Origin of the sequence: Nocardia sp. CY15 (assembly GCF_009829295.1) — a bacterium.
GTDB lineage: Bacteria > Actinomycetota > Actinomycetes > Mycobacteriales > Mycobacteriaceae > Nocardia > Nocardia sputi.
Window position 1 is genome coordinate 1 of record NZ_VUOT01000017.1, and the last position, 20511, is coordinate 20511.

Here is a 20511-nt window from a genome sequence, read left to right on the forward strand (position 1 = left end):
GCCGAGCGTCGAGGACTCGCACCCCGTGTGCCTCGAGGCTGGCCACGGTCGGCGTCGACATTCCCGCACCCCAGGCCGGGCCGACCAGGAACACCCACTCCCGATCCGGGCGGGCATGGGTCAGGATCGGCACCGAGGCGAACTTGCCCGTGTCGAGCAGTGCCTTCCGCACCCGCCTACCCAGCGGCGCGGGCATCACCACCGCGCCCAACGTCAGCGACGCGACCAGGAACACGCGATCGAACGCGCACGACACGATGAACCCACGCCGCCGGTAAACCTCGGCGACCTCCCGCGCACTGTGACATCTCTCGAACATCACCGCACCACCGCCCGAGCCTCGAACACATGCCATGCCGCCGCATCCAAGGCGGCATCCAGCTCCGCCAGCTCGAGGGCGGTGTCGCATCCAAGATTCGACCGGCGTTGACAGGCGGCAGCCTGGTGGCCTCGTGCAGCTCCCGCGCTGAACGCCGCGACCGCCGCAGCCGAGGCGGCGGCCTGCTCGCCGGTCACTGCGCTCGCCCCAATCGCGAGAGAGCCTGCGGGGCATTACCGTGCGCATACGCCTGCTGCCCGGAGCAATCCATCATGGCCACCCCGATGAGTTCGAGCACCGTCAAACCCAGCACAGCCGCGTACCCCCGCACCCGTCTAGCTCCCCTGCCACTCGCAGCGCGGCTCGCGCTTGCTCCTGCGACAGCGTCCGACCAGGTAGGAAGCGCACGACCCACAGCGCGGCCATCCGAGCCGGGATCTCCCCGATCGACTCCGTATGTACCGACACAGGCCGGGCATCCCCATCCGTGCCCGCAAGGTGCCTCCCATCCCGCCGACGGCGCAGTAGTCGATTGCCCACAGCGTCGTCGACGATCGTCACTAGCAGGTCGCGCGCCGAATCCAGAGCCGTCGCAACAGATTGCACCCGTTCGCCCGCGACGGCGCCACTCGCCAACACGCTGATCGCCAACCGATGTCGCTCCTGGCAGATCACCAAGTCGCTCGCCGGATCGAGGCTGTCCGTGGCTGTAACTTGCATCGGTCCAGCGAGTGCCGCCAGCAGCATCTCGCTCGACGGCAGCGGCTCGACCGGCGCCCATTCCGGCGTCACTCCGGCCGGATCGCTGCCGCTGATATCGGGCAGGTGGTCGTCCGGGGAGCCGCTACTGGGCAGTGTGGTCATCGTGGCTCACCGCGGCTTCGTCTCGGATGGCACCACCCGGCCGGCTTGAACGAGCGTGTCGAGGGCGGCGGCCTTGTGCGGGCAGCACCTCGCCCGGCAGGCAACGCGGTAGCGCATTACGGTGTGCGCCTGCGAGATCGTGAACGGCACTAGGGGCGCTTGATGCGCCGCCTGTCCGGTCATGGCGATCAGTTGATAGATAGCGAGGGAACTGGTGGGCATCGCGCAGTGCTTCTTTCCGGGTCCAAGGCGGCAAAAGTTCGGGTGGTACCCGGCACCGGGGGCTTTCGCCACCGGCCCGCCACCCTGGCCGCCGGTGCGCCGCGTGAGGGGTTTGCGGCGTCGGCCCGGTACCGGGTACCGCTTTTGACCCTGGCGCACATGCGGTTTCGGCCGTCACCGCGCGGTGATGGGGTAGTGTGGGCATTGCGTAGGTATTTGCCCAGGTCAGGCTCAAAAACATAGGCAAAGGCGATGGTACGAGCGCGACAGTGGACCGGCTTCGAAGCCGCCGCACTCCAAGAAGCCATGCGCAAGTCGATCCGTGAGTTCGCCGCACTGCTAGGTGTCGAGACCACCACGATCACGAACTGGCGCAGCGGGCTGAGCGCAGTCACGCCGCGATCTGGTACCCAAGCCATCCTGGATACGACCTACCAGCAGCGGGCGACACCCGAGGACCGCGACCGCTTCGAGCAGATCGTGGCTGAGGGGGAGGCGGTGTGGCGTGAGCGGCACAATCGTAGTCGCCGTTCGTTCGCCGGACCTGCCGTTCGCGCACCCTATGATGGGGAGGCATGGCCCCCAGAACATCAGGTGGATGATGTGCGTCGCGCTGAGTTTCTTCGCGGTCTGGTAGCCGTATCTGCCACGGCTGTAACCGACGATGTGGTCGCGATGGCCACCCGCTCAATCGACCACGCACCCGCACGCGTGGGTATGGATCACGTCAACCGCGTCCGTGACTGGGCCTCCTTGTTCCGTGCCGCGGACGACGCTGGCATGCACATCGGGGACGGCATGGTCGCGCAGCTCCGGGTGGCAGTGGACTACCTACGGGCGGATATGTCGGAGCCGGTACGCAGCGCCATGCACACGGTGGTGGGGACGTTCTTTCGGGTCGTCGGTTGGGCACAGTACGACCGCGGCGACCACGAGGCAGCCCGCACCAGCTTTCGCGCGGGGTGGCACTGCGCCGAGCAAGCTGACGAGTGGTGGCTGCGCGCGGCAGTCCTGACATGCTTGGCCCGTCAGGATATTTATCTCGGGAATGCCGACAACGCGCTGACGTTGCTTGGGCTGGCATCGGTTCGATCCGACCGGCTGTCGCTGCTGCGCCGCGCCGACATCGCGGCGGTGCAGGCACGAGCATTCGGCAAGCTCGGTAATGCGGTCGAGTGTATGCGGGCTGTCGACCAGGCCGAGCAGTTCTTTGCCGAAGCGCAGGCGCAGGACCATCCGGATACCGACCAGGAAGGCTTCAAGTCCTACTACACCGAGTCGCTGCTTCAGGGGGACACGGCGCAAGGACTGTTTGACCTCGCGTACCACCAAAATGCCGAAGTGCGAGGCGCGACCGCCAGGCTCCGGACAGCGCTCCACTTGTCCGATGAGCATGCCCGGTCACGTCAGCTCAGCCTGATCCGGCTGGCTGCCCTGGAGTTGCGCCACGGGGATGGCGATGAAGGATTGGCGCTTGGAATCCAGGCGGTCGAAAGCGCTGGCGGCACTAGCTCGGCGCGCGTCCTCGATGGCCTGAAGCTGGTGTACCGTGCCGCCAGCGCCGATCATCTGACATCTTCCGCTGGCGCCCAAAACCTTCGGCGCGAAATCGCCGATCTGCTCCACGCCTCATGACCTCAGGCCCTTACCGATAGGAGCTGCCGTGATCATCGCTTTCTCAGTCACGCCGATGGGGACCGGCGAGAGCGTCGGCGAAGGAGTTGCCGAGGCTGTCCGCGTGATTCGAGCAAGCGGACTGCCGAACGAAACGAACGCCCTCTTCACCACGATCGAGGGGGAATGGGACGAAGTCATGGCGGTGATCAAGCAGGCGATTGGCGCGGTCATGGCTGTCGCACCCCGATGCAGCATCGTGCTGAAGGGTGATATTCGGCCGGGCGTCACCGACGCTCTGACCGGCAAGGTGGTATCGGTGGAGCGGCACTTGGCGGCGAAAACCGGATCTCCCGCGTCACCGACGTCACGACCCGCAACAGCTAGGGACCATTCCTGATGCCCCACTGATCCGCACGCCTCGATGCGCCGACCGCGTAGTCAACGCTGCCTGGCTCCGCTAATCCGGAGGAGACACTCGGTGACCGCAGCACTGTTCGTGGGTCTGGCTACCCTCTACATCACGTACGCTGTTCACCACTATCCAGGTGAGGACACCAAAAGTCTAGCGCTAGAAGAGTTCCTGGGTGCTGGGGGGCCAGCCGCGAACGCCGCTGTCGCCTGCGCGATCGTGCAACCGAGCCCCGCGGCCGTCGCGTCCCGGTGCGGATTCCACTTCAGTCACTATGCCGTCGATGAGCGCGGTCCCCTGGGACTGGTATCTCAAGGATCTCTGCGGCCGTGAGACAGAGGCTTGCAGGGGCCATCAATAATGGATCTTCTGAAGGTCACACTCGTCGGTGCTGAAGCCAGCCCAATTGCCTGGGCGGCTGGGACAACGGAGGTTCACTCGTGGTCTGCTTGCCGATTGAACCGGAGAAGCGGAACGTCGAATAGGTCCGGGCGTGGGATGCGTCTCAGGTCGGGGGAGGTCACTTCTATAAGCATCATTTCGGTCAGGAACTGGACTGAGGCCTCGAGGAGATGGCTGGTGTGGCCGGCGGCGCTGAACTCCTTGAGGCCGACTGCAACGTGGATGTGCGGTCGGATGATGTCGTGGTCCGGATCGTAGGCGAGGGTGCCGCCGCCGTACGCCTCGACATTGGCGAGCTGGACCTTGGACCAAACCGGGGCTGCGGGGTTTTCGAGTTTCTCGCAGGTGCCGACGATGGAGACTTCGGAGAATCCGGCGATGAAGGACGGGATGAATCCCTGCTTGACGTTGTTGGAGCGGCAGAAGTCCTGCAGCGCAGGGAAGAAGTCGTCGCCGTGATCGAACACGACCAAAAACGTTCTGCCGATGGCGACTTCGGTGCTACGCATTGTCCGCACCCGCCATCTGTACGGCCCAGGGCCACAAGGCTGGATCGGCGTGGCCGCTGGCTACGGCGAAGGCCGACGCGATGGTGTCGCGGTCGGCTTGGTTGCATATCAGGGTGTGCAGCAGCAGGCGGGCCTTGACCGGGTCGAGGAACCCAGCGGAAATCAGGCCGCGAGCGAGCAGGTCGCGTTCGGAGCCTGAGAATCCGTAGGTCTCGGCCAGCACCGTTCCGCCGCACGTGCGGGACGCGAGAATTACCGGTTTGCGTTCGGCGATCGCGCCGAGGCGCGGAGCAACGTGGGCAGGTACATGTCCGCCTCCCACGGCGGCCACGACGATCCCGTCGACATGGTCGGCGACAGCGTCCAGGACGGTGCCGTCGTCGCCGAGCGCGGTGGACACCAGGGCTACGCGGACATCGTCGGTCGGCGGTGCGGGCAGACAAGTTCGGAAAGATAGGCGGTTAGCCAAGTGCACGCGGCCTTCTGAAACCCAGCCGAGCGGCCCACCGTCCGGCGATTCGAATGCGGCGCAGCGGGTGGTGTGGGTTTTGCGGACGCGGCGTGCGGCGTGGATTTCGTCGGCGAAGACGACCACACAGCCCAGTTTCCGCGCCTGTGGGGACGCGGCTACCTGGACTGCGGCGAGGAGGTTGGCCGGACCGTCAGCTCCAGCCATACTCGGGTTGCGCATCGCGCCGGTCACGACCACGGGCTCAGGCCGATTGTGAAGGAGGTCGAGGAGGTAGCTGGTCTCCTCGATGGTGTCGGTTCCCTGGGTCACGACGACGCCCGCGGCGTTCGGTAGTTCTGCGGCGACGGCCTCGTGGAGCGCGGCGATGTCGGCGAAGCTCAGCGAGGCCCCAGGGATCTGCCGGAACTGCACTACATCTAGTTTCACCCCAGCATCGTTCAGGCCCGGCACGGCGTCGACGAGCTGTTCGGCTGTGAGGCTGGGAGCGACTCCCCCCGAGCCGGTCGGCGTCATGGCGATCGTTCCACCGAGTCCGAACACGACGACTCGGCTGAGGCTTTCAGGGTTCGACACGACAGCCAGACTATCCGCCCGCTGCCGCCCCCATGCCCAGGAAGGCACAGGCCCGTTCGAGTCCAGCCAGGGACAATAGGCGACTCCTCGGCCGGACCAGGCGGGCTATGCCTGTACCGGCCAGCCCACGGCATCTGCGGGTGACCCAGTTCCAGTCGATATCGAGGTACTGGGCGAGGCGGTGCAGGCGCTGGAGGGGTTCCGGCGCGTCGATCGCCGAGTGAGCCGTGGCGTGCCCAATGACGTCGGCGAACTGACGGACGGTCGTTCGTTTGTCGGTGATATCCACCAACCAGACGTCGTCGCTCCGCACCCAGTTGGCGAGTATGGCTGTCGCGCCAGGGTCCAAGACAAATCCGGGCGTGTCATCGAATAGCGGGTCCGGGCACACCACGACGCGAATGCGGAACGATTCCATCAACGCTGCGGCAAGGAGCAGCAGAATCCGTTCCGGCAGCATCGATCTAGACGGATCCGGCGCGACGTGGAGGGCGCGAATCGATGGAGTGCCAGCTGCATGGCGCGCGGCTGTCTCTTGGAGATATTCGAGTTTGTGTGCGAACAGCAGCCAGGCACTTGCCTCTTCTCCGGTTCGTTCTGACGTCCAGTACAGCGGTGTCTGGCCGAGCCGGTCGGCATGGCGGAGAATGTGGCGGGCGCAGAAGTCGGAACCGAGCCACATTTGAGCTACCAGGGAAAGGGTGTCGTCCCGGCTGATCGCCGAAGCCGTGGCGCTGGCATAGAGATGACGTACAGCAACTGCCGCGTCGAGTTCGGTATCGCTATCGAGCAGGCCTTCATCGAGGTTGCTGACGGCCCACAGCATTCCCATCGTTATCTCGTCGAGCTCGTATGCGCTCGGCAGCACCAGTTCCTGTTGTCGACTGGCCCTGGCGGAGAGCCCGAAGTACCGCGAAGACCCGTTGGTTTCCACGGCGGCGACCAGGAGCCCGCTCCGGGTGCGGGCATGATCGCGAACCCGCTGCGATCCGCCGTCAAGAAGAATGCGCTCCTCTTTACTGTCGGCAGGCAGAACGAGGGCCGGGATGGATGTACCAGTGAAGCGTTGGCCAGCTGGGGTTTCGATGGCGATCTGGCCCAACGGACGTCGCGTCTTTCGCGCCCATGGAATCGCTGCGGCAGCGTGTTTGGTGGTGAGCACGACATCTTCTGCCCGAGGCTGCGGGCGGTGCACTGACTCAACCAGAGCCCCCGCCGCGCCGAGGATGTCGTCCAGCCGTCGGATCAGGTCATGGCTCGCCGTCCGCTGCCCCTTCTCGATCTTGCCGATCAGGTCGCCGCTGACATGCACGAGTCGGCCCAGGTTGGCGAGAGAATAGCCTCCGGCTTCCCGTCGTCGTCGCAGCTCGGCTCCGAACCCGCCGCTCGCGGATAGTCCGTGCAGATGATCCGGCGCCCGCCCCACGACGTCGATTGTCGCAATCGCGACGGCGTGTCCGCTACTCGTTTGTCTCGTTCAAGGGCCTCCGAGGTGTCTACCGAGATCGGAGCCCTGGGGCCGGTGCCATGCGGACAAGCATGTTTGTCCGCACTGACAGCCCCGATTCGGTCAACGCCGGACAGCGGAAGTGATCATCCTGAAAGTCGTTGTGGCGAACGGTTACAACGAGTTGAACAGCGGGGAAGGAGGATCTCCATGGCCAAGGTCAAGCGACCCTGGCGTCGTCCGCAGTGGCGCGCCCGCAACGTCCGGACTCATTGCTGATCCGGTCGGACTGTCGGTGCCCGCCCGAGTCGTTGAAGGCGGGCACCGACCCAGAAAAGACAAGCCGTTCCTGCTCGAAGGCGAGGCAGCCATGTCCGCAAAACTCGAAAGCACCAAGATCTCTCTTCACACCCACGCCGTGGCGCGAAAGACAAGCGCCGGCCTGACAATGCTGTTCGACAGAGCCAAGGGCGTGATGTACGAGCTGAACGAATCGGCGTCGGCCGTCGTCGGTCTGCTGGCGGAAGGCCCCCAGGGATTCGGCGAAATCGTCGACGCTCTAACCCTCGAATTCGACGCGGCGCCCGAAGAGATCGCCGCCGACGTTACCGCTTTCATTGACGACTTCACCGATGCCGGGCTGCTGAAGCGGGGCGACGATGCAGCATGAGGCCGTGCTCGTCAGGCCCGACGACTTCCAGCTTCCCGAGCATCCGCTGCCGATCCTTGTCCAGCTGGGTCTGACCTATCGATGCAATCTGAAATGCAGTCACTGCTACGCCCTGTACCGGCGCAACCGGGATGAGTTCACGCTCGCCGAGATCGACCGGTTAGCACAGCAACTGCACAGCGAGGGCGCGGCAAGCCTGGTGTACTCACACGGCGAAAACATGATCCGTCGGGATTTCCACGAGGCGGCAGCGGTCTTCCGGGACCTGGATTTCTACCAGACTCTGATGCTCAACGGCTTCTACGTCCGCCAGCCCGAGGACGCGCAGAAGCTCATCCGAGCAGGGATCAGTCGCGCGATGGTGTCGATCGACAGCACCGACCCCGCCGTGCACGATCGGGTCCGCGGCAAGGCCGGTGCATTCGACGTCGCCGTCCGGGCTCTGCGGATGCTCAAGCAGGAAGGCATGGCAACGGTGGGGTTTTCGACCACCATCGACTCCCACAACTACGAGCATGTCGACCGCATCGTCGACTTCGCCCTAGACATCGGAGTCGACGCGATCAGCTTCATGCAGAACCGCTACAACCTGCACAGCGTCTTCGATCGCACCCTGTGGCCCCGTTACCAGCAAGTGTGCAAGCGGTTGTATCAGTTGATCCTCGATCACCAAGGCGTGCTGGACATCTACACCCACGACCCTTTCATGCTGACGCTGATCGACGACCGGCTGACCGACCAGCCGGCCCGCGAGTTGTTCATCGGATCGAATCTGTGCAATGTGGGGACCAGCATGGTGTCGATCGACCCCGTGGGCAACGTGTCCGGCTGCAACTTCATCGAAGAAGCCATCGGCAACGTTCGCGACGAGCCGTTCGCCGACATCTGGCAAAGGCTGGTCGACCGCTACTCCGACCGCCGGGAACCGCCGGCCGGACCATGCGGCTCCTGCTCGGCGCTCGGGCCGTGCATGGGCGGCTGCAAGGCGTTCCACTACAACGGCAAGTACGACGAGCGTTGCGGTGCGCAGCGATTCGTGGACTTCGACCCTCACGGACTCGACACCGCGCAGCAGACTATCCCTGCGACTGCTCCGCAAAGGGCTCCGGGGGTTTTCGTGGGCCTGCCTCGGCTGCGTGTAGGAGCCGAATGATGAGGATTCTGTTCGTCAATCCGCACTACACGCACGACCCGCATACGTTGCTGTTGCATCCACCTCTGGGCTACGCCTACATGGCGCGCTCGCTGCGCCGGGCTGGACATGAAGTTGTGCATGTGGACCTGCCGTTCGAGGGCAACAATGTCGATGCGCTGGTTGCGAGGCTCGACGACGTCCACCCGGACTTGGTCGGCGTCACCTCCGTTGCCCAGAGTTATTACCACGCGCTCGAGATCGCGCGAGCGGTCCGCAGTTGGCGTCCGACGACCCCGATTGTGTTCGGTGGCCCGCATGTCTCGTTCATCGGCACCGAGTGCCTCACCCGCCACGACTGTGTCGACTTCGTGCTGCTGTTCGACGCCGAGGACAGCATCGTCGACCTCGCTGACGCTCTAGATTCCGGCGGGGGTACCTCGGCGCTGGCGAAGGTGCCGGGTCTGGTTTTCCGGGACGGACCCGGCGTCCGGACGACGGCGCCCTCGTCTCCAGAGATGGATCTCGACCGATACGGACGACCCGACCGCAGCATCTTCGACATGCGCAACTACCTCGACTACGACTACGAGACGGTCGTCATGACCGCCCGAGGATGCCCAAGCCGCTGCACCTTCTGCTCGACGACGATTGCTGGTCGTACGGCCCGGTGGAACAGCCCGACGCACGTCGCGGACGAGATGGAAACCGTCGCCGAGCTCGGGTTCTCCTCGATCTTCTTCGGTGACGACACCTTCTCCGGCGACCCACGCCGAGCAGTTGCGATCTGCGAGGAGATCACGCGGCGTGGCCTGACGATCCCGTGGACCAGCAACATGCGGGCACAGGACGCGCGCCCGCAAGTGCTCGACGCGATGATCGAGGCGGGCGCATATCGGGTGTTCGTCGGATTCGAGTCCGTTCAGGAACAGACGCTGCGACTGGTGAAAAAGGGCACCTCGCCCGCGCGGCTGTACAAGACGGCTGCGCGGATTATGGCGGCGGGGCTGGAGCTGCACGCGTCATTCATTGTCGGCGCGCCAGGGGACACCCCGGAAACGCTGGCGGCCACCATGGATTTCATTCGGCTCGTAAATCCCACGGTCGCCACGTTCAACGTCATGGAGCCTCGCCCTGGCACGGACGTGTACGCCAACCCGCGGCGGTACGGCATCACGATTCCCGACAAGTACTGGTACGAAACAACCAGTTGGCTCGATATGCCCGTCTGCCACAACGACGCCATGTCCGCCAGGGATATTCGCGATTGGGTCAGCCGCTGCTACGACGAGTTCTGCTCTCCAGACTTCCGCGATATCGCCAATCTGCGACGCCTGGAACCGATCCGCAGCCAATGGGACCACGCGGCTGAGCAGGTGCAGAAACACCTTCCGCTCGTCGGGAGACCAGCATGAGCCTCAAAATCGGACTCGTCGGTGCCGGACTCGCGGCGCGCTCGCATGCCCTCGACATCGTGACCGACCCAGCCATGAACCTCGCTGGCGTAGCCGCCGCTCGCCACAACTCGGCGACCGCAATAGCCGAGGACTTCGGCAGCACCGCGTATCACGATGTCGATTCGATGGTGCACGCTGGCGTGCTCGATGCCGTCGTGGTGGCGGTGCCGCCGCGCGCGGTGTTCGATGTACTCGAGGGGCTTCCCGCCACACTGCCATGCCTGGTCGAGAAGCCTGTCGCCGCGACCTCCAGCGAACTTTCCCGGCTGCGGCGTCTGTCCGGCGCACGCCCGTACTGGGTCGCCCCATTCAACCGACGCTATCAGCCGCACATCCGCGAGAGCGCCGAGCTGGTCGCGCAGGGAGTTATCGGGTCACTGCGCCGAATCGAGGCTCGCTGGACAGGACCGTACGCAACGAGGTATGCCCACACAGCACCCACCTACAGGGCATCCGCCGGCCCCCGGCACGGTGTACTGATCGACAACGGCAGCCACGCACTGGATGTCATTGCCATGTTCCTGCCCGCCGACGTTCCGGCCCCCTCGCCCAACACGATCACGGCGGTTTTCGGCCGCAACGAACGCGGCGCGGACGTCGAAGCGGACCTCTGTTTCCGTGCTGGCGCCGTCGAGGTGCGCCTGGTGCTCGCCGACGCGGAGGAGGGGCCTGGCTGCGGAGACTGGCAGATCGCCCTCGAAGCGGACCAAGGAGCCGCCCTCCTGAACGAGAGCGGCTGCACTTTCGACGCTCCAGCACCCACCGTCATCGCGCCCGAGCCCATGCTGCGCCCGGTCACTGACCTACACCGGATTGCAGTAGGTGAGCCGCCGATGGGTTCCCGGCTGAGTGACGTCGAGCAGATCAGCGTGCTCGTGACCGCCGCCTATGACCACGCGGAGCGATCCACCTCACGTTGGATCCGGCCACGGGGGAAGGCCCTCGGTCGGCTCAACGGCGCCTGCTGAACGGAGGAGAAAGACAATGCGAATTCCGCAATTCGAACTGGAGACGCGTCCGGTCGCTGCAGGCCGCTGCTTCATCGAGGACACGGTGGTCATCGCCGATGAACTTGTCGCCATCCGCATGGATGACGTGCTCGACCCCGACTACGCCAGCTCCCTTGCCGACCATCTGGGTCGTGGAATCCACTACGAGCGCGACGAAATCGGCGACACGAAACGTGTAAGCCGCGCAAGGCGTCTGGGCGACATGCCGGACAGTCCCATCGCAACGGCCGCTGCGCCCGATATCACTGCGCTCGACGCCCTCGACATGTTCGTCAGCCCGTGGTGGCTGGACCAGCTGAGCCGATGGCTCGGGCAACCTCTCGAGGTGCTGCGGCCCACGACGCCCTACCGTATGGATGTCGGTGACTACGTCGACCCGCACGATGATTGTCCAGCACCCGAGTATCGGCTCTCGGTCGTGTGCAATCTCACGGCGGACTGGACTTCAGGTGACGGCGGGGAAACCGTCGTCGGTCTGGTCGAAGACGTCGTCGAATACGACGATTCGGACTGGTTCTTTCCCCTGAAGAAATGGACCCTGCGACCCGAAACACGGCAGTTGCGACCGCGATTCAACTCCGCGTTGCTTCTCCCGCTAGCACCCACACGAGCGCATGCTGTCCGGCCGGTCCAACACGGATCCCGCTTCTCGATCACCACGCTGTATGGAGGCATCGAGCGATGACACAACGGCTGATGACCGACGACGAACGCGAGCAATGGGCCGAACAGGGCTATCTGCACATCCGCGGCGCGCTCGCGCCTGCCGAAGTACAAACGCTTCACGCTGCGCTGCTCGACCTGCACAGCAGCGACGCTGCCGTCGATTTTGCCGATGTCTTCGACGCTGGCAACAATCGAGACCTGAGCATCGCGAATGCGCTGCGCTGGTGCCCAGAACTGGATCTGCTGCTCGATCACCCTGGGGTGTTCGGCCGGATTCTCGGGCTCATCGGCCCGTACGTGCAGGTGCTCGGCTCGGAGATCTTCTTCCGATACCCCGCACCCGAGCCTCTCGTGGCCTTCCATACCGACCAAGGCCCGTCGCTCATCCACGCCGCACCCAGCGTCAAGGAAGTGCAGATCAAAGCCCAGTTCTTCCTCACCGAACTCACCAGGCCCGATGCTGGGAACTTCACCGTCGCTCCTGGCTCCCACCAGGCGAACTTTCCGGGCAAGATCGCGTTCGAACAGGTTGCCGAGCCCAGACAGATCCTTGCGCATGCCGGTGACGTGGTGTTGTTCCCGCTCTCACTCGGTCATGGCGTCGCAGCCAACACCAGCGACACCACCCGCATTAGCGTGGTCCTGCGCTACGGCCAACTATTCTGCCGACCCGTCGACTATTGGATAACTCCCGACGTCGATATCCTCGATCGCCAAACGCCGCGCCGCCGCCGGCTACTGGGCGATTTCGGGGCGCGCAGCCGCCCCGGCGACGTCTACGGCGCGATCCCCGATCAACTGGAGCTGATCTACGGCGACGACTGGTCGGATACTGACCAAGCCCGAGCCGACTTCTGCCAGGCACAACAAAGCCTCCATGCCTACGAGACCCTCTAGTCACCGCTGGCGGACCGTTCCGCACGCGATTCCCCGCGCCAACCTCGCAGTCACAGGCCAACAGCTGCCTGAGCACGATGCCGCCGCCGAACACGTCGCCGACCGGACATGATCCCAGCCTGACTAACATGTCCAAGTACCTGCATGTCCATGTACCTGCCACCGGCCCCACTCTGGTGAGCCGGGCTACTCCCACCAACGCAGCGAAGGATGCCCTGTGAAAGTCGACAACAGTCCTGCCCGCGGAATGCGCGATCTGCTCCCCGCAGAGGTCGCCACGCGGGACCATGTGCTGTCGACCATCACAGAGATTTACCGCAGCTACGGCTATCAGCGCATCGAGACTCCCGCCCTGGAGGACATCACCCGCTTGCAGGGGGGCCAGGGCGGCGAGAACGAGAAGCTGATCTACCAGGTCCTGCGTCGCGGCCTGCCCCCCGAAGTCGAACCTCGCAGCATCGTCGCCGATCTGGTCGACCTCGGGCTGCGGTTCGACCTCACAGTGCCGCTGACCCGGTTCTACGGCAACAATCACGCTCAATTGCCCACCCCGTTCCGCGCCCTGCAAGTCGGCCCCGTCTGGCGTGCCGAACGGCCCCAGAAGGGCCGCTACCGCCAGTTCTACCAATGCGACATCGACATGATCGGCGAACCCGGCGTGCTGGCCGAAGCCGAGTTGATCGAAGCCACCACCAGCGCCCTGGCCGCCGTTGGCCTCGACAACGTGACCGTGCGGCTGTCCGACCGCCGGTTCCTCACCGCTGTCGCCGCAGACTCCGGCCTGCCCGAAGCCTGCTGGGACAAGTTCTTCATCGCCTTGGATAAGCTCGACAAGATCAGCTGGGACGGCGTCCGCGCCGAACTCGCCAAGTCAGAGATGCCCGGAGAGGCCGTGGCCGCAGCACTGGACAAGATCGCCGCGCTCCAGGACACCCCGACAGGCAAACTCCTTGACGTGTTGGCCGACGCGCTGCCAAGCGTGCCCCAGCAGTCCCTCGACGACCTCGCTGCCACCACCGCCAGCCTGGACCTCCTCGCGGAAGAACGTTCGCTCGCTTGGCAATTCGACCCCACCCTGGTGCGTGGCATGGGCTACTACACTGGCCAGATCTACGAGATCGCCCACCCCGAGTCGTCCAGCTCGGTCGCTGGTGGCGGACGCTATGACCAGCTGATCGGCCGATCCCTCGGTAAAGACGTACCCGCCTGCGGCTTCTCCATCGGATTCGAACGCATTGTGAACCTACTCGGCCACCAGGCTCGCCACGACGCCCTCGCGATCCTCGTCGAACCCGACGTCCCCGTTGCGGAGGCACTCTCGGCAGCGCGCGAGTTGCGGCACGATAGCCGCACGGTTGAAGTTGTCCGGCGTAGCGGCAAGCTCGGCGCTCAACTGAAGCGCCTGGAGGCGGCCTCTTTTGGATCGTTCGCGATTCTTCAACTGGTAGACGGCGCGGTCGTTCGTAGCGATGAGCGCGAACTGGAGACATCGACCCGTACCTCAAACGATCGACCACAGTAGTCGGTCCGAGTTTGCTCAAAGGGGGCAGGACCTACACCGAGGTCATTCGGAGCCCGAACTTTCGGGCTCGCGCGCCGGAAGTGGCTGCCGCTGCTTTGTTTCGTCGGCAGCTGCAACCGTCCGGCCTGTACCGCAGCCACCAGCTCGTTGAACGACTCCATGCACCAAGACAATTCGGCTGCATCCTGCTCGTGGCGTGCGAGATCGTCCTGCCTGAGCGCGTAGAGGAGGTATTTGCAATCCGGCCAGGGCGCCCTGCTCGGGCGACTGTTTGACTGACCATTTGATCGATCGCAGCAGGCGGCGAGCGTCGTGGACACCCACCGTCGCACGGGGCCGCCTTAGCGGGCGATGGCCGATGTGTCGTAGAGGCCGTAGGCGAGGAGGACATCGGGGCAGTCGGGGTAGTCGCTGATCTCGAGGCTGAGTGAGAGGGGCTGGTCGGTGCCGGGTGTACGAATGTGGATCGGTGTCGGGCGGGGGCGGTCGTAGGTGACTTGCATGGGTGTGGATTCCCAGACGCGGGGGAATTCGGGGGTGGTCCGCAGTTTCCGGAACAGGGATCGTGCGCGGGGGAGGTCGCGGTATCGACCGAGCGTTCCGCGCAGGATGGTGACGGTGTAGCGGGCCTCGTTGTCCCAGTTGTCGATGTGGTCGCGGGCGGCGGGGGAGAACATCCACTGGAAGTAGTTGTTGCCGGCCTCGGCGAGGCTGGGCACCATGCGGTGGAAGATTCGGTTGCCGTGCAGCACGGTTCGGAGGGGGTCGAGGTAGACGGCGAGGACCTGGCGGGTATCGAGGTGGTCGAGGTGGGCTTGGATGCCCAGGAGCATGAGGTGCTGACGTAGTTCCTCGGCGGGTGGCAGGTCGAGGGAGGGGTGCCACAGTTCGTGCAGGTGTCGTCGCTGTGAGGGGTCGAGGTCGAAGGCGTCGGCCAGTTTGGTGAAGATACGAGGGCCGGGGTAGGTCCGATCCCGGACGAGCTGGTGGAGGTAGGAGCTGCTGAAGCCGGCTTGTTGGGCGGCGGACTCGCGGGAGAGGTGATGGTGGTGGCGCAGCCATTCGAGCGAGTCGTGGAAGTCGGGCATCCCGTCGAGTGCCGGGGCTTTGCGCATTTCATCTTTCCCGTCTGTGCGGGGGTAGCGCGTGCGCGATTTCCCCGGCGTGCGAACGACGAGGCGTCTGCTCGGCGTCGTGGTGGCGGTTGGGGGGATTGCTTGTCATTCGGTACTCCTGTTCGGTGGTGAGGGGATTCGGGGCATGCCGTGTGGGGCGAGGGTCGGGTTCCTGGGTCTGTTGTATGGCACTCAGGATTCCTACTAAAAGGCGCTCAGCCTGCCGATCTGGCCAGCCGGGCGTTGGCAGTGGCGATGCCGGTTGCGTCGGCGTTCTCGATGCCTCCGGCTGTGCGCACGTGACCGGACCGCGAGGCCAGGACCGTGCGGGCCTTGTGCCCGTACGGCGCTCATCGGCGGCAACCGGCGCGTTTGTCGGCACGGCGATGCCGGTCGCATTCGTTGGCACGGTGAGCTGCGGTTCATCGGCATTTTCGTGTCGGCTAACACTGTCGGTCAGACCTGGTCCGGGGGTAGGGCTCGCGGTAGCACATGCAGAATCGGACGTCGTGGGAGCTCGAGGCGTAGCCGAGGTGGATGTGTACGGTGTACGGCTCGCCGGTGGTGGGGTCGCGCAGGTGGACGGGTTCCTCGGGGCGGCGGCCGTAAGCAACGGCGTCGCTGGTGTCCCACGCCTCGCGGAAGGTGGCCGCACCGCGCAGGTCGTGGAAGAGGGTGAGGGCGTGCGGGGTTTCGCGGTGGCGTCCGAGGGCGCCGCGCAGGGTCGCGACCAGGTAGGCGGCGGCGCTGTCCCAGTGCACGACGATGGGTTCGGCGGTGGGCGTGGTGGTGCCGGGGTGAAAGAACCACAAGGCGATGTTGTCGCGGAACTGTTGGATGCCGGGCAGGCCTGCAGTGAACCGTTCGTTGGCGAGGACCACATTCCACAGCGGATCGATGTAGGCGGCGGCGATCTCGCGGCGGTCGAGGTAGGTCAGTGTCGCCCGGTTCTCGGGAGTGTCGGTGCGGGTGCGTAGTTCCTCGATCGGCGGCAGAGCGACCGCGGGCCGGGCGAGGTCACGGATGTAGCGTTCCTGCGCGCGATCGAGGTCGTAGGCGGTGACGAGGTGATTCAAAACCACTGGCGAGCACGGGGCATCGCTGTTCTCGATCTTCTTGAGCATCTCCTTGCTGATGTGGAGGCGGTCGGCGGCGCGCGGGCGCGGGAGCTTGCGGCGCTCGCGGATCCGGCGTGCCCAGCAACCGAGGTCGGGTATCTCCGCACACGACGAACTGGTGCGGTCCTGCTGGCGGCGTCGTCGTGGATGGTGCGGGTTCGTCGTCCGGGTCATGTAAAGCCACTCCTACTACGGTCTTCCGTACTCCCTTCCGCTTGGGGTACGTTGAAAGGTTCACTCCCCCGAGTTGATTCGTTCCTACCAGAGGAAGATCATCTCGGCAAATATTATTCTCCGTGAGCTAGCTGATGATTAGCCGAAGGCTTCCGTGTGGCGGTCGCGGACTATTCGCTGCGCTCGCCCGCCGAGGGGGACACGCGTTCGGGAAGTTTCCCTACTGACACTCGCGTTACCCCTTTCACCCGTCGGTGCAGGTCACCATGTGCAGCCGGAGGGGTAATGGTTTTGCTAGCAGAATCCTTACCCCTCGAAGGGGTGGCGCGGCAGCGGTTTTCGGGGCTGTGATGGTGGTGCAACTGCACCTCCTTCGGTAAAGGAATAATTGTGGACCCATACACCATCCTGTCGCTGCTCGACGCAGGCGCATCACTGGTCTCGAATGTGCTCTCAGCCGCCTCGCAGGTATTGAACCTGGTCCTGCCGTTCATCTGATCGGCCGTACCGATCCCCTGATACGGGGAATACGGCAACGGGTCTCCCGGCTGCGGTCGGGCAGCCGGGGCGCCCGGCCTTTCTCGCGCGTTGTCACGCGCATTTACTGATCCTTTTCCTCTCCTTTCTCATTCGATCGAAAGGGTTATTTGTCGTGCCCGAAAACGGGAATGCATCCCTCGCATACGGGCGTCGGCTGCTGTGGGGTGGCCGTGTGTTGGCTGTCGGCGCTGTGCCGGTGGTGATGATGCTGGCCGCGCTGGAAGCCAGTGCGGTGACGCTGGATCCGATCGCCGACCAGCCCGGCGTCACCGCCCCGGTCCAGCCCGGGACCGCCGCCCCCGTCCCGCCCCCGCCACCGGATATACCGCCGCCCGAGCCTCCTGTGTACCTGCAGCAGCCCCCTGAGATCCGCAACGGTCCGGCCGCGCGCCCGGCGCCTCCACCCGCTCCCGCGCCCCCGATCCAAGTGATCGAATTGCACTCACCGGAACCGGTGCCTCCGGTCGCGCCGATCGAGCCGCCGCCGGACACGATCCGGATCGGCCAATGGCAGACACCCTCGCCGGACTGGGTGCCCCCGGAGGTCCGCGACACCATCAACGACGTCGCCGCGAACGCCGAGGCCCAGGCGGCGACGTTCCTGGACTCGGTCGGGATCCCGGCCGGGCGTTCGGACCGGGTGGCCGGTGCCACGATCGCCGGAGCCGGGGCCGGTGGCGCGATCGGCGGCGCGCTGGCGGGTGCACCGGCGGCGGCAGCGGGTGCGGTCGCGGGCGGGCTGGCCGGTGGCACGATCGGCGGTATCGCCGGTGCCGCACTGGGCACCGTGGTGACCGTGCCGGTCATCGGCACGATCACCTCCGGTGTGGCCGGTACCGCGCTGGGCGCGGCAGCGGGCGCTGTCGCGGGCGCGATCGTGGCCGGGCTTCCCGCCGCCGTGGTCGGCGCGCTGGCCGGTGGCACGGTGGGCGCGGGATTCGGTGCCGGAGTGGGGGTTGGCCAGCCGTGACCAGTCTCCGTCTCCTCACCGCCACCGTCCTGGCGGCCTGCACGAGCGCGCTGTGCACGCCTGGTTCCGGGACGGCGCAACCACCCGCGATCGGCGGGCCGGGCTGCCCCGTGCTGTGGGTCCTCGGGGTGCAGGGCACCGGCGAGTCCTCGCTGGGGGCCTCCGAGACCGCCGACACCGGGATGCTGGGCGCGTTGCTCGGCCCGGTGGTGGCCGCTGTCCCGGATTTGGTGCAGCGCACCTACATTCCGTACTCGGCCGCGTTCGGGGGCGCGGTAGGCACCGGTGGCGGCACGGCCCCGTACGCGGCCTCGGTCGGCGAGGGCCTGGCCGCGCTGACCGCGACCGCGGCGAGGATCGCCGCCGACTGCCCGGCCACGGCGCTCGCGGTGGTCGGGTTCTCCCAAGGCGCACAGGTGGTCTCGGAATTCGCCCGTGCTGTCGGCGCGGGCGAGGGACCCGTCCCGCCCGAGCGGGTGGCGGGTATCGCGCTGTACTCCGATCCCGACCGCGCCCCGGGCTCACCGGTGATCCCAGGCCGCCCCGGCCAACTCACTCCCGACCCGGCCCCGGGCACGTCCGGGGCGGCGGTGTCGGGGGTGGCGATCACCACCGCCCCGGCAGCCGGTGGCGGGATCGCCACCAGTTCGGGTGTCGAGTACGGGGCGTTGACCGGCCGGGTGACCGACGTCTGCGTCGAAGGCGACCTCAGCTGTGCGGCACCTGATCGCGCCGCTCTGTTGCGGGTGGCCGCGCAGGTCGCTGCCCAGGCGGATCTGCGTGATCCGGTAGCGGCGCTCGGCTCGCTCCAGGCGCTGCTGTCGGGTGTGCTCGGTGACGCCTGGACCACCGTGGTGAACAGCGACTTCCGAATCGAGCCCGGGATCGTCGATTACGTGCCCGCGGCGAGTTTGGCCGACCGGCTCACCGACGCCTCCGACCCCCGCACTCCACGACCGGGTGCGGATGAGACGGCTGCCGCAATGGCGCGGTGGGGGCAGATCACTGGGGTGGTGGCCTCCGACCCGGTCGGGCAGTTGCCGAAGCTGGCCGGGCAGTTGTCGGCTGCGTGGGGCCAGCTGGTCGGCGACAACGCCGATCTGACGAATCCGGGCGTGTGGCTTCGCTACGCCGACATCCACGGCAGCCACACCGGCTACGCCGCCGCCGGACAACTCGCCAGCGGCATCGCGTGGATGACCGCACTCGCCCACGACCTCGCCGGGAGCCACCAATGACCACCAGCACCAACGACTTCTACAACGTCACGACCCTCGACGGCTACCGCCCCGGAGACCTCGTGCGCACACGGCCGGTGTTCGTCGCGCAGCTGAGCGAGGCGCGGGGGGCGTGGCAGGTCATCTACGCCACGGCCAACGCCCGCTCCGAAACCATCGCGGCCTCGGGAATCGTGCTGATCCCCGAGACCATCGCAACCCCGGGCACGACCGCGATCCTGGTGTACTGCCCGGAGTTTCGCGGCCTGGGCGGTGTCTGCGCGCCGTCGCAACTGCTGGCGATCGGTGCCGAACCCGACACCACCGGTATCGAGGCCGCCCTCGCGCGAGGCTGGGTGGTGGCGATCCCGGACGGGGAGGGCCTGGGCATCACCGGAGGCGGCCCGCACACCTTCCTCGCCGCACGCGCCGGAGCCCGCAGCGTGCTGGACCTCGCGCGAGCGGTCTATCGGGGCGCGGACCTCGGGGTCGCGGTCGCGCCAGTGGTGGCCTGGGGATACGCCGACGGTGGCCGTGTCGCGGCGGTCGCGGGGGAGCTGCAGCCCTGGTACGCCCCCGAGATCGACCTGCGCGGCGTCGCGGCCGGAGCAGTCGCCTCCGACCTCGCGGTCCTGGCCCCGCTGGTCAGCCGGGGCACCCGCACCGGTCTCGCGGGGCTCGCGTTCGCCGGGCTGATCGGCCTGGCTCGCGCCTACGACCAACTGCCCCTGCGGCACGTGCTCAACGAGGACGGTCTCGTCGCTGCCGCCGAGGCCCGCCACCTCACCGTCGTCGAACTACTGGAACGCTTCCCGCAACCTCTCGCGCACTGGTGCCGCGAACCCGACCCGTGGAACGACCACTGGTGGCGTCGAGTCCTCGCCCTGGAGACCCTCGCACACGTGAAATCCGATGTACCCCTGCATCTCTACCACGGGGAACTCGATCTGATCGTGCCCGTCCGCGCTGGACGAAAGGCTTTGATTGCCTACCGGCAGCGCGGCACCCGTGTCGACTGGCGCGAGTACGACGGCGACCACCGCAGCACCGCACACTGCGCGATCTCCGACGTCCTGGCCCGGCTCACCGAGGACATCGCCAACGGCCCCGTGTCTCAGCCGATCTCGGCACCGGCCGAGGCCAGAAGTGAGCCGAGCACGTGATCCACCCCTGACCCTCCGGGAACCCT

Annotated in this window: 19 protein-coding genes and 1 pseudogene; 12 read left to right on the forward strand and 8 right to left on the reverse strand. The window is 66.1% G+C overall.

Going from position 1 to position 20511, the window contains the following annotated elements; translation table 11 throughout:
• The 3 genes and pseudogenes from GVY39_RS19575 to GVY39_RS19585 all read right to left on the reverse strand — a co-directional run.
• Positions 1-319: pseudogene (locus tag GVY39_RS19575) on the reverse strand (hypothetical protein); the annotation flags it as partial.
• A complete protein-coding gene (locus tag GVY39_RS19580; RefSeq protein WP_159926585.1) occupies positions 319-516 on the reverse strand; it encodes a hypothetical protein in 198 nt (65 codons plus the stop codon). The gene GVY39_RS19580 and the pseudogene GVY39_RS19575, both read right to left, overlap by 1 nt.
• Positions 517-619: 103 nt before the next feature.
• A complete protein-coding gene (locus tag GVY39_RS19585; protein WP_159926587.1) occupies positions 620-1183 on the reverse strand; it encodes a hypothetical protein in 564 nt (187 codons plus the stop codon).
• 528 nt (positions 1184-1711) lie between these two features.
• Here GVY39_RS19585 and GVY39_RS19590 point away from each other — a divergent pair.
• On the forward strand, positions 1712-3040 hold the full coding sequence (locus GVY39_RS19590; protein WP_159926589.1) for a hypothetical protein: 1329 nt from the start codon (positions 1712-1714) through the stop codon (positions 3038-3040).
• 28 nt (positions 3041-3068) lie between these two features.
• Entirely contained in the window at positions 3069-3419 is a 351-nt protein-coding gene (locus GVY39_RS19595; protein WP_159926591.1) for a thiamine-binding protein, read from the forward strand.
• 446 nt (positions 3420-3865) lie between these two features.
• Here GVY39_RS19595 and GVY39_RS19600 read toward each other — a convergent pair whose 3' ends face one another.
• The 3 genes from GVY39_RS19600 to GVY39_RS19610 are packed head-to-tail and all read right to left on the reverse strand — an operon-like array spanning position 3866 to position 6813.
• Entirely contained in the window at positions 3866-4342 is a 477-nt protein-coding gene (locus tag GVY39_RS19600; protein ID WP_159926593.1) for a PPC domain-containing DNA-binding protein, read from the reverse strand.
• Positions 4335-5387, reverse strand: a complete 1053-nt coding sequence (locus GVY39_RS19605; RefSeq protein WP_201295274.1) for an asparaginase — start codon at positions 5385-5387, stop codon at positions 4335-4337. The genes GVY39_RS19600 and GVY39_RS19605 overlap by 8 nt, the downstream gene beginning before the upstream one ends.
• A gap of 10 nt (positions 5388-5397) precedes the next feature.
• Positions 5398-6813, reverse strand: a complete 1416-nt coding sequence (locus GVY39_RS19610) for a helix-turn-helix transcriptional regulator (protein WP_159926595.1) — start codon at positions 6811-6813, stop codon at positions 5398-5400.
• Between the two features lie 163 nt (positions 6814-6976).
• On the opposite strand from GVY39_RS19610, the gene GVY39_RS19615 reads away from it, so the two are divergent.
• From GVY39_RS19615 to hisS, 7 genes are all read left to right on the forward strand, one after another.
• Positions 6977-7504, forward strand: coding sequence for a PqqD family protein (locus GVY39_RS19615; protein ID WP_159926597.1), 528 nt, complete (start codon positions 6977-6979; stop codon positions 7502-7504).
• Between the two features lie 4 nt (positions 7505-7508).
• Entirely contained in the window at positions 7509-8657 is a 1149-nt protein-coding gene (locus GVY39_RS19620; RefSeq protein WP_159926599.1) for a radical SAM/SPASM domain-containing protein, read from the forward strand.
• Entirely contained in the window at positions 8657-10051 is a 1395-nt protein-coding gene (locus GVY39_RS19625; RefSeq protein WP_159989334.1) for a B12-binding domain-containing radical SAM protein, read from the forward strand. Before GVY39_RS19620 ends, GVY39_RS19625 begins: the two co-directional genes overlap by 1 nt.
• Entirely contained in the window at positions 10048-11061 is a 1014-nt protein-coding gene (locus tag GVY39_RS19630) for a Gfo/Idh/MocA family protein (protein ID WP_159926603.1), read from the forward strand. The genes GVY39_RS19625 and GVY39_RS19630 overlap by 4 nt, the downstream gene beginning before the upstream one ends.
• A gap of 85 nt (positions 11062-11146) precedes the next feature.
• The gene (locus GVY39_RS19635) at positions 11147-11788 is read left to right on the forward strand and encodes a 2OG-Fe(II) oxygenase (protein ID WP_159926605.1); all 642 of its coding nucleotides are present in this window, start codon (positions 11147-11149) and stop codon (positions 11786-11788) included.
• An 11-nt stretch (positions 11789-11799) separates the two neighbouring features.
• The gene (locus GVY39_RS19640; RefSeq protein ID WP_159926607.1) at positions 11800-12666 is read left to right on the forward strand and encodes a phytanoyl-CoA dioxygenase family protein; all 867 of its coding nucleotides are present in this window, start codon (positions 11800-11802) and stop codon (positions 12664-12666) included.
• Positions 12667-12883: 217 nt separating this feature from the next.
• The gene (gene hisS, locus GVY39_RS19645) at positions 12884-14188 is read left to right on the forward strand and encodes a histidine--tRNA ligase (RefSeq protein ID WP_159926609.1); all 1305 of its coding nucleotides are present in this window, start codon (positions 12884-12886) and stop codon (positions 14186-14188) included.
• A 341-nt stretch (positions 14189-14529) separates the two neighbouring features.
• Here the strand turns inward: hisS and GVY39_RS19650 are convergent, their stop codons facing one another.
• Entirely contained in the window at positions 14530-15303 is a 774-nt protein-coding gene (locus tag GVY39_RS19650; RefSeq protein ID WP_159926611.1) for a helix-turn-helix domain-containing protein, read from the reverse strand.
• A 443-nt stretch (positions 15304-15746) separates the two neighbouring features.
• Positions 15747-16595, reverse strand: coding sequence for a helix-turn-helix domain-containing protein (locus GVY39_RS19655; RefSeq protein ID WP_159926613.1), 849 nt, complete (start codon positions 16593-16595; stop codon positions 15747-15749).
• Between the two features lie 712 nt (positions 16596-17307).
• Here GVY39_RS19655 and GVY39_RS19660 point away from each other — a divergent pair.
• From GVY39_RS19660 to GVY39_RS19670, 3 genes are read left to right on the forward strand one after another with little or no spacing between them, the layout of a single operon-like run.
• Positions 17308-18105, forward strand: coding sequence for a hypothetical protein (locus GVY39_RS19660; RefSeq protein ID WP_159989336.1), 798 nt, complete (start codon positions 17308-17310; stop codon positions 18103-18105).
• Positions 18102-19343: a cutinase family protein gene (locus GVY39_RS19665; RefSeq protein ID WP_159926617.1), complete on the forward strand. Its 1242-nt coding sequence runs from the start codon at positions 18102-18104 to the stop codon at positions 19341-19343. Before GVY39_RS19660 ends, GVY39_RS19665 begins: the two co-directional genes overlap by 4 nt.
• A complete protein-coding gene (locus tag GVY39_RS19670; protein ID WP_159926619.1) occupies positions 19340-20485 on the forward strand; it encodes a lipase family protein in 1146 nt (381 codons plus the stop codon). Before GVY39_RS19665 ends, GVY39_RS19670 begins: the two co-directional genes overlap by 4 nt.
• Positions 20486-20511 lie beyond the last annotated feature (26 nt).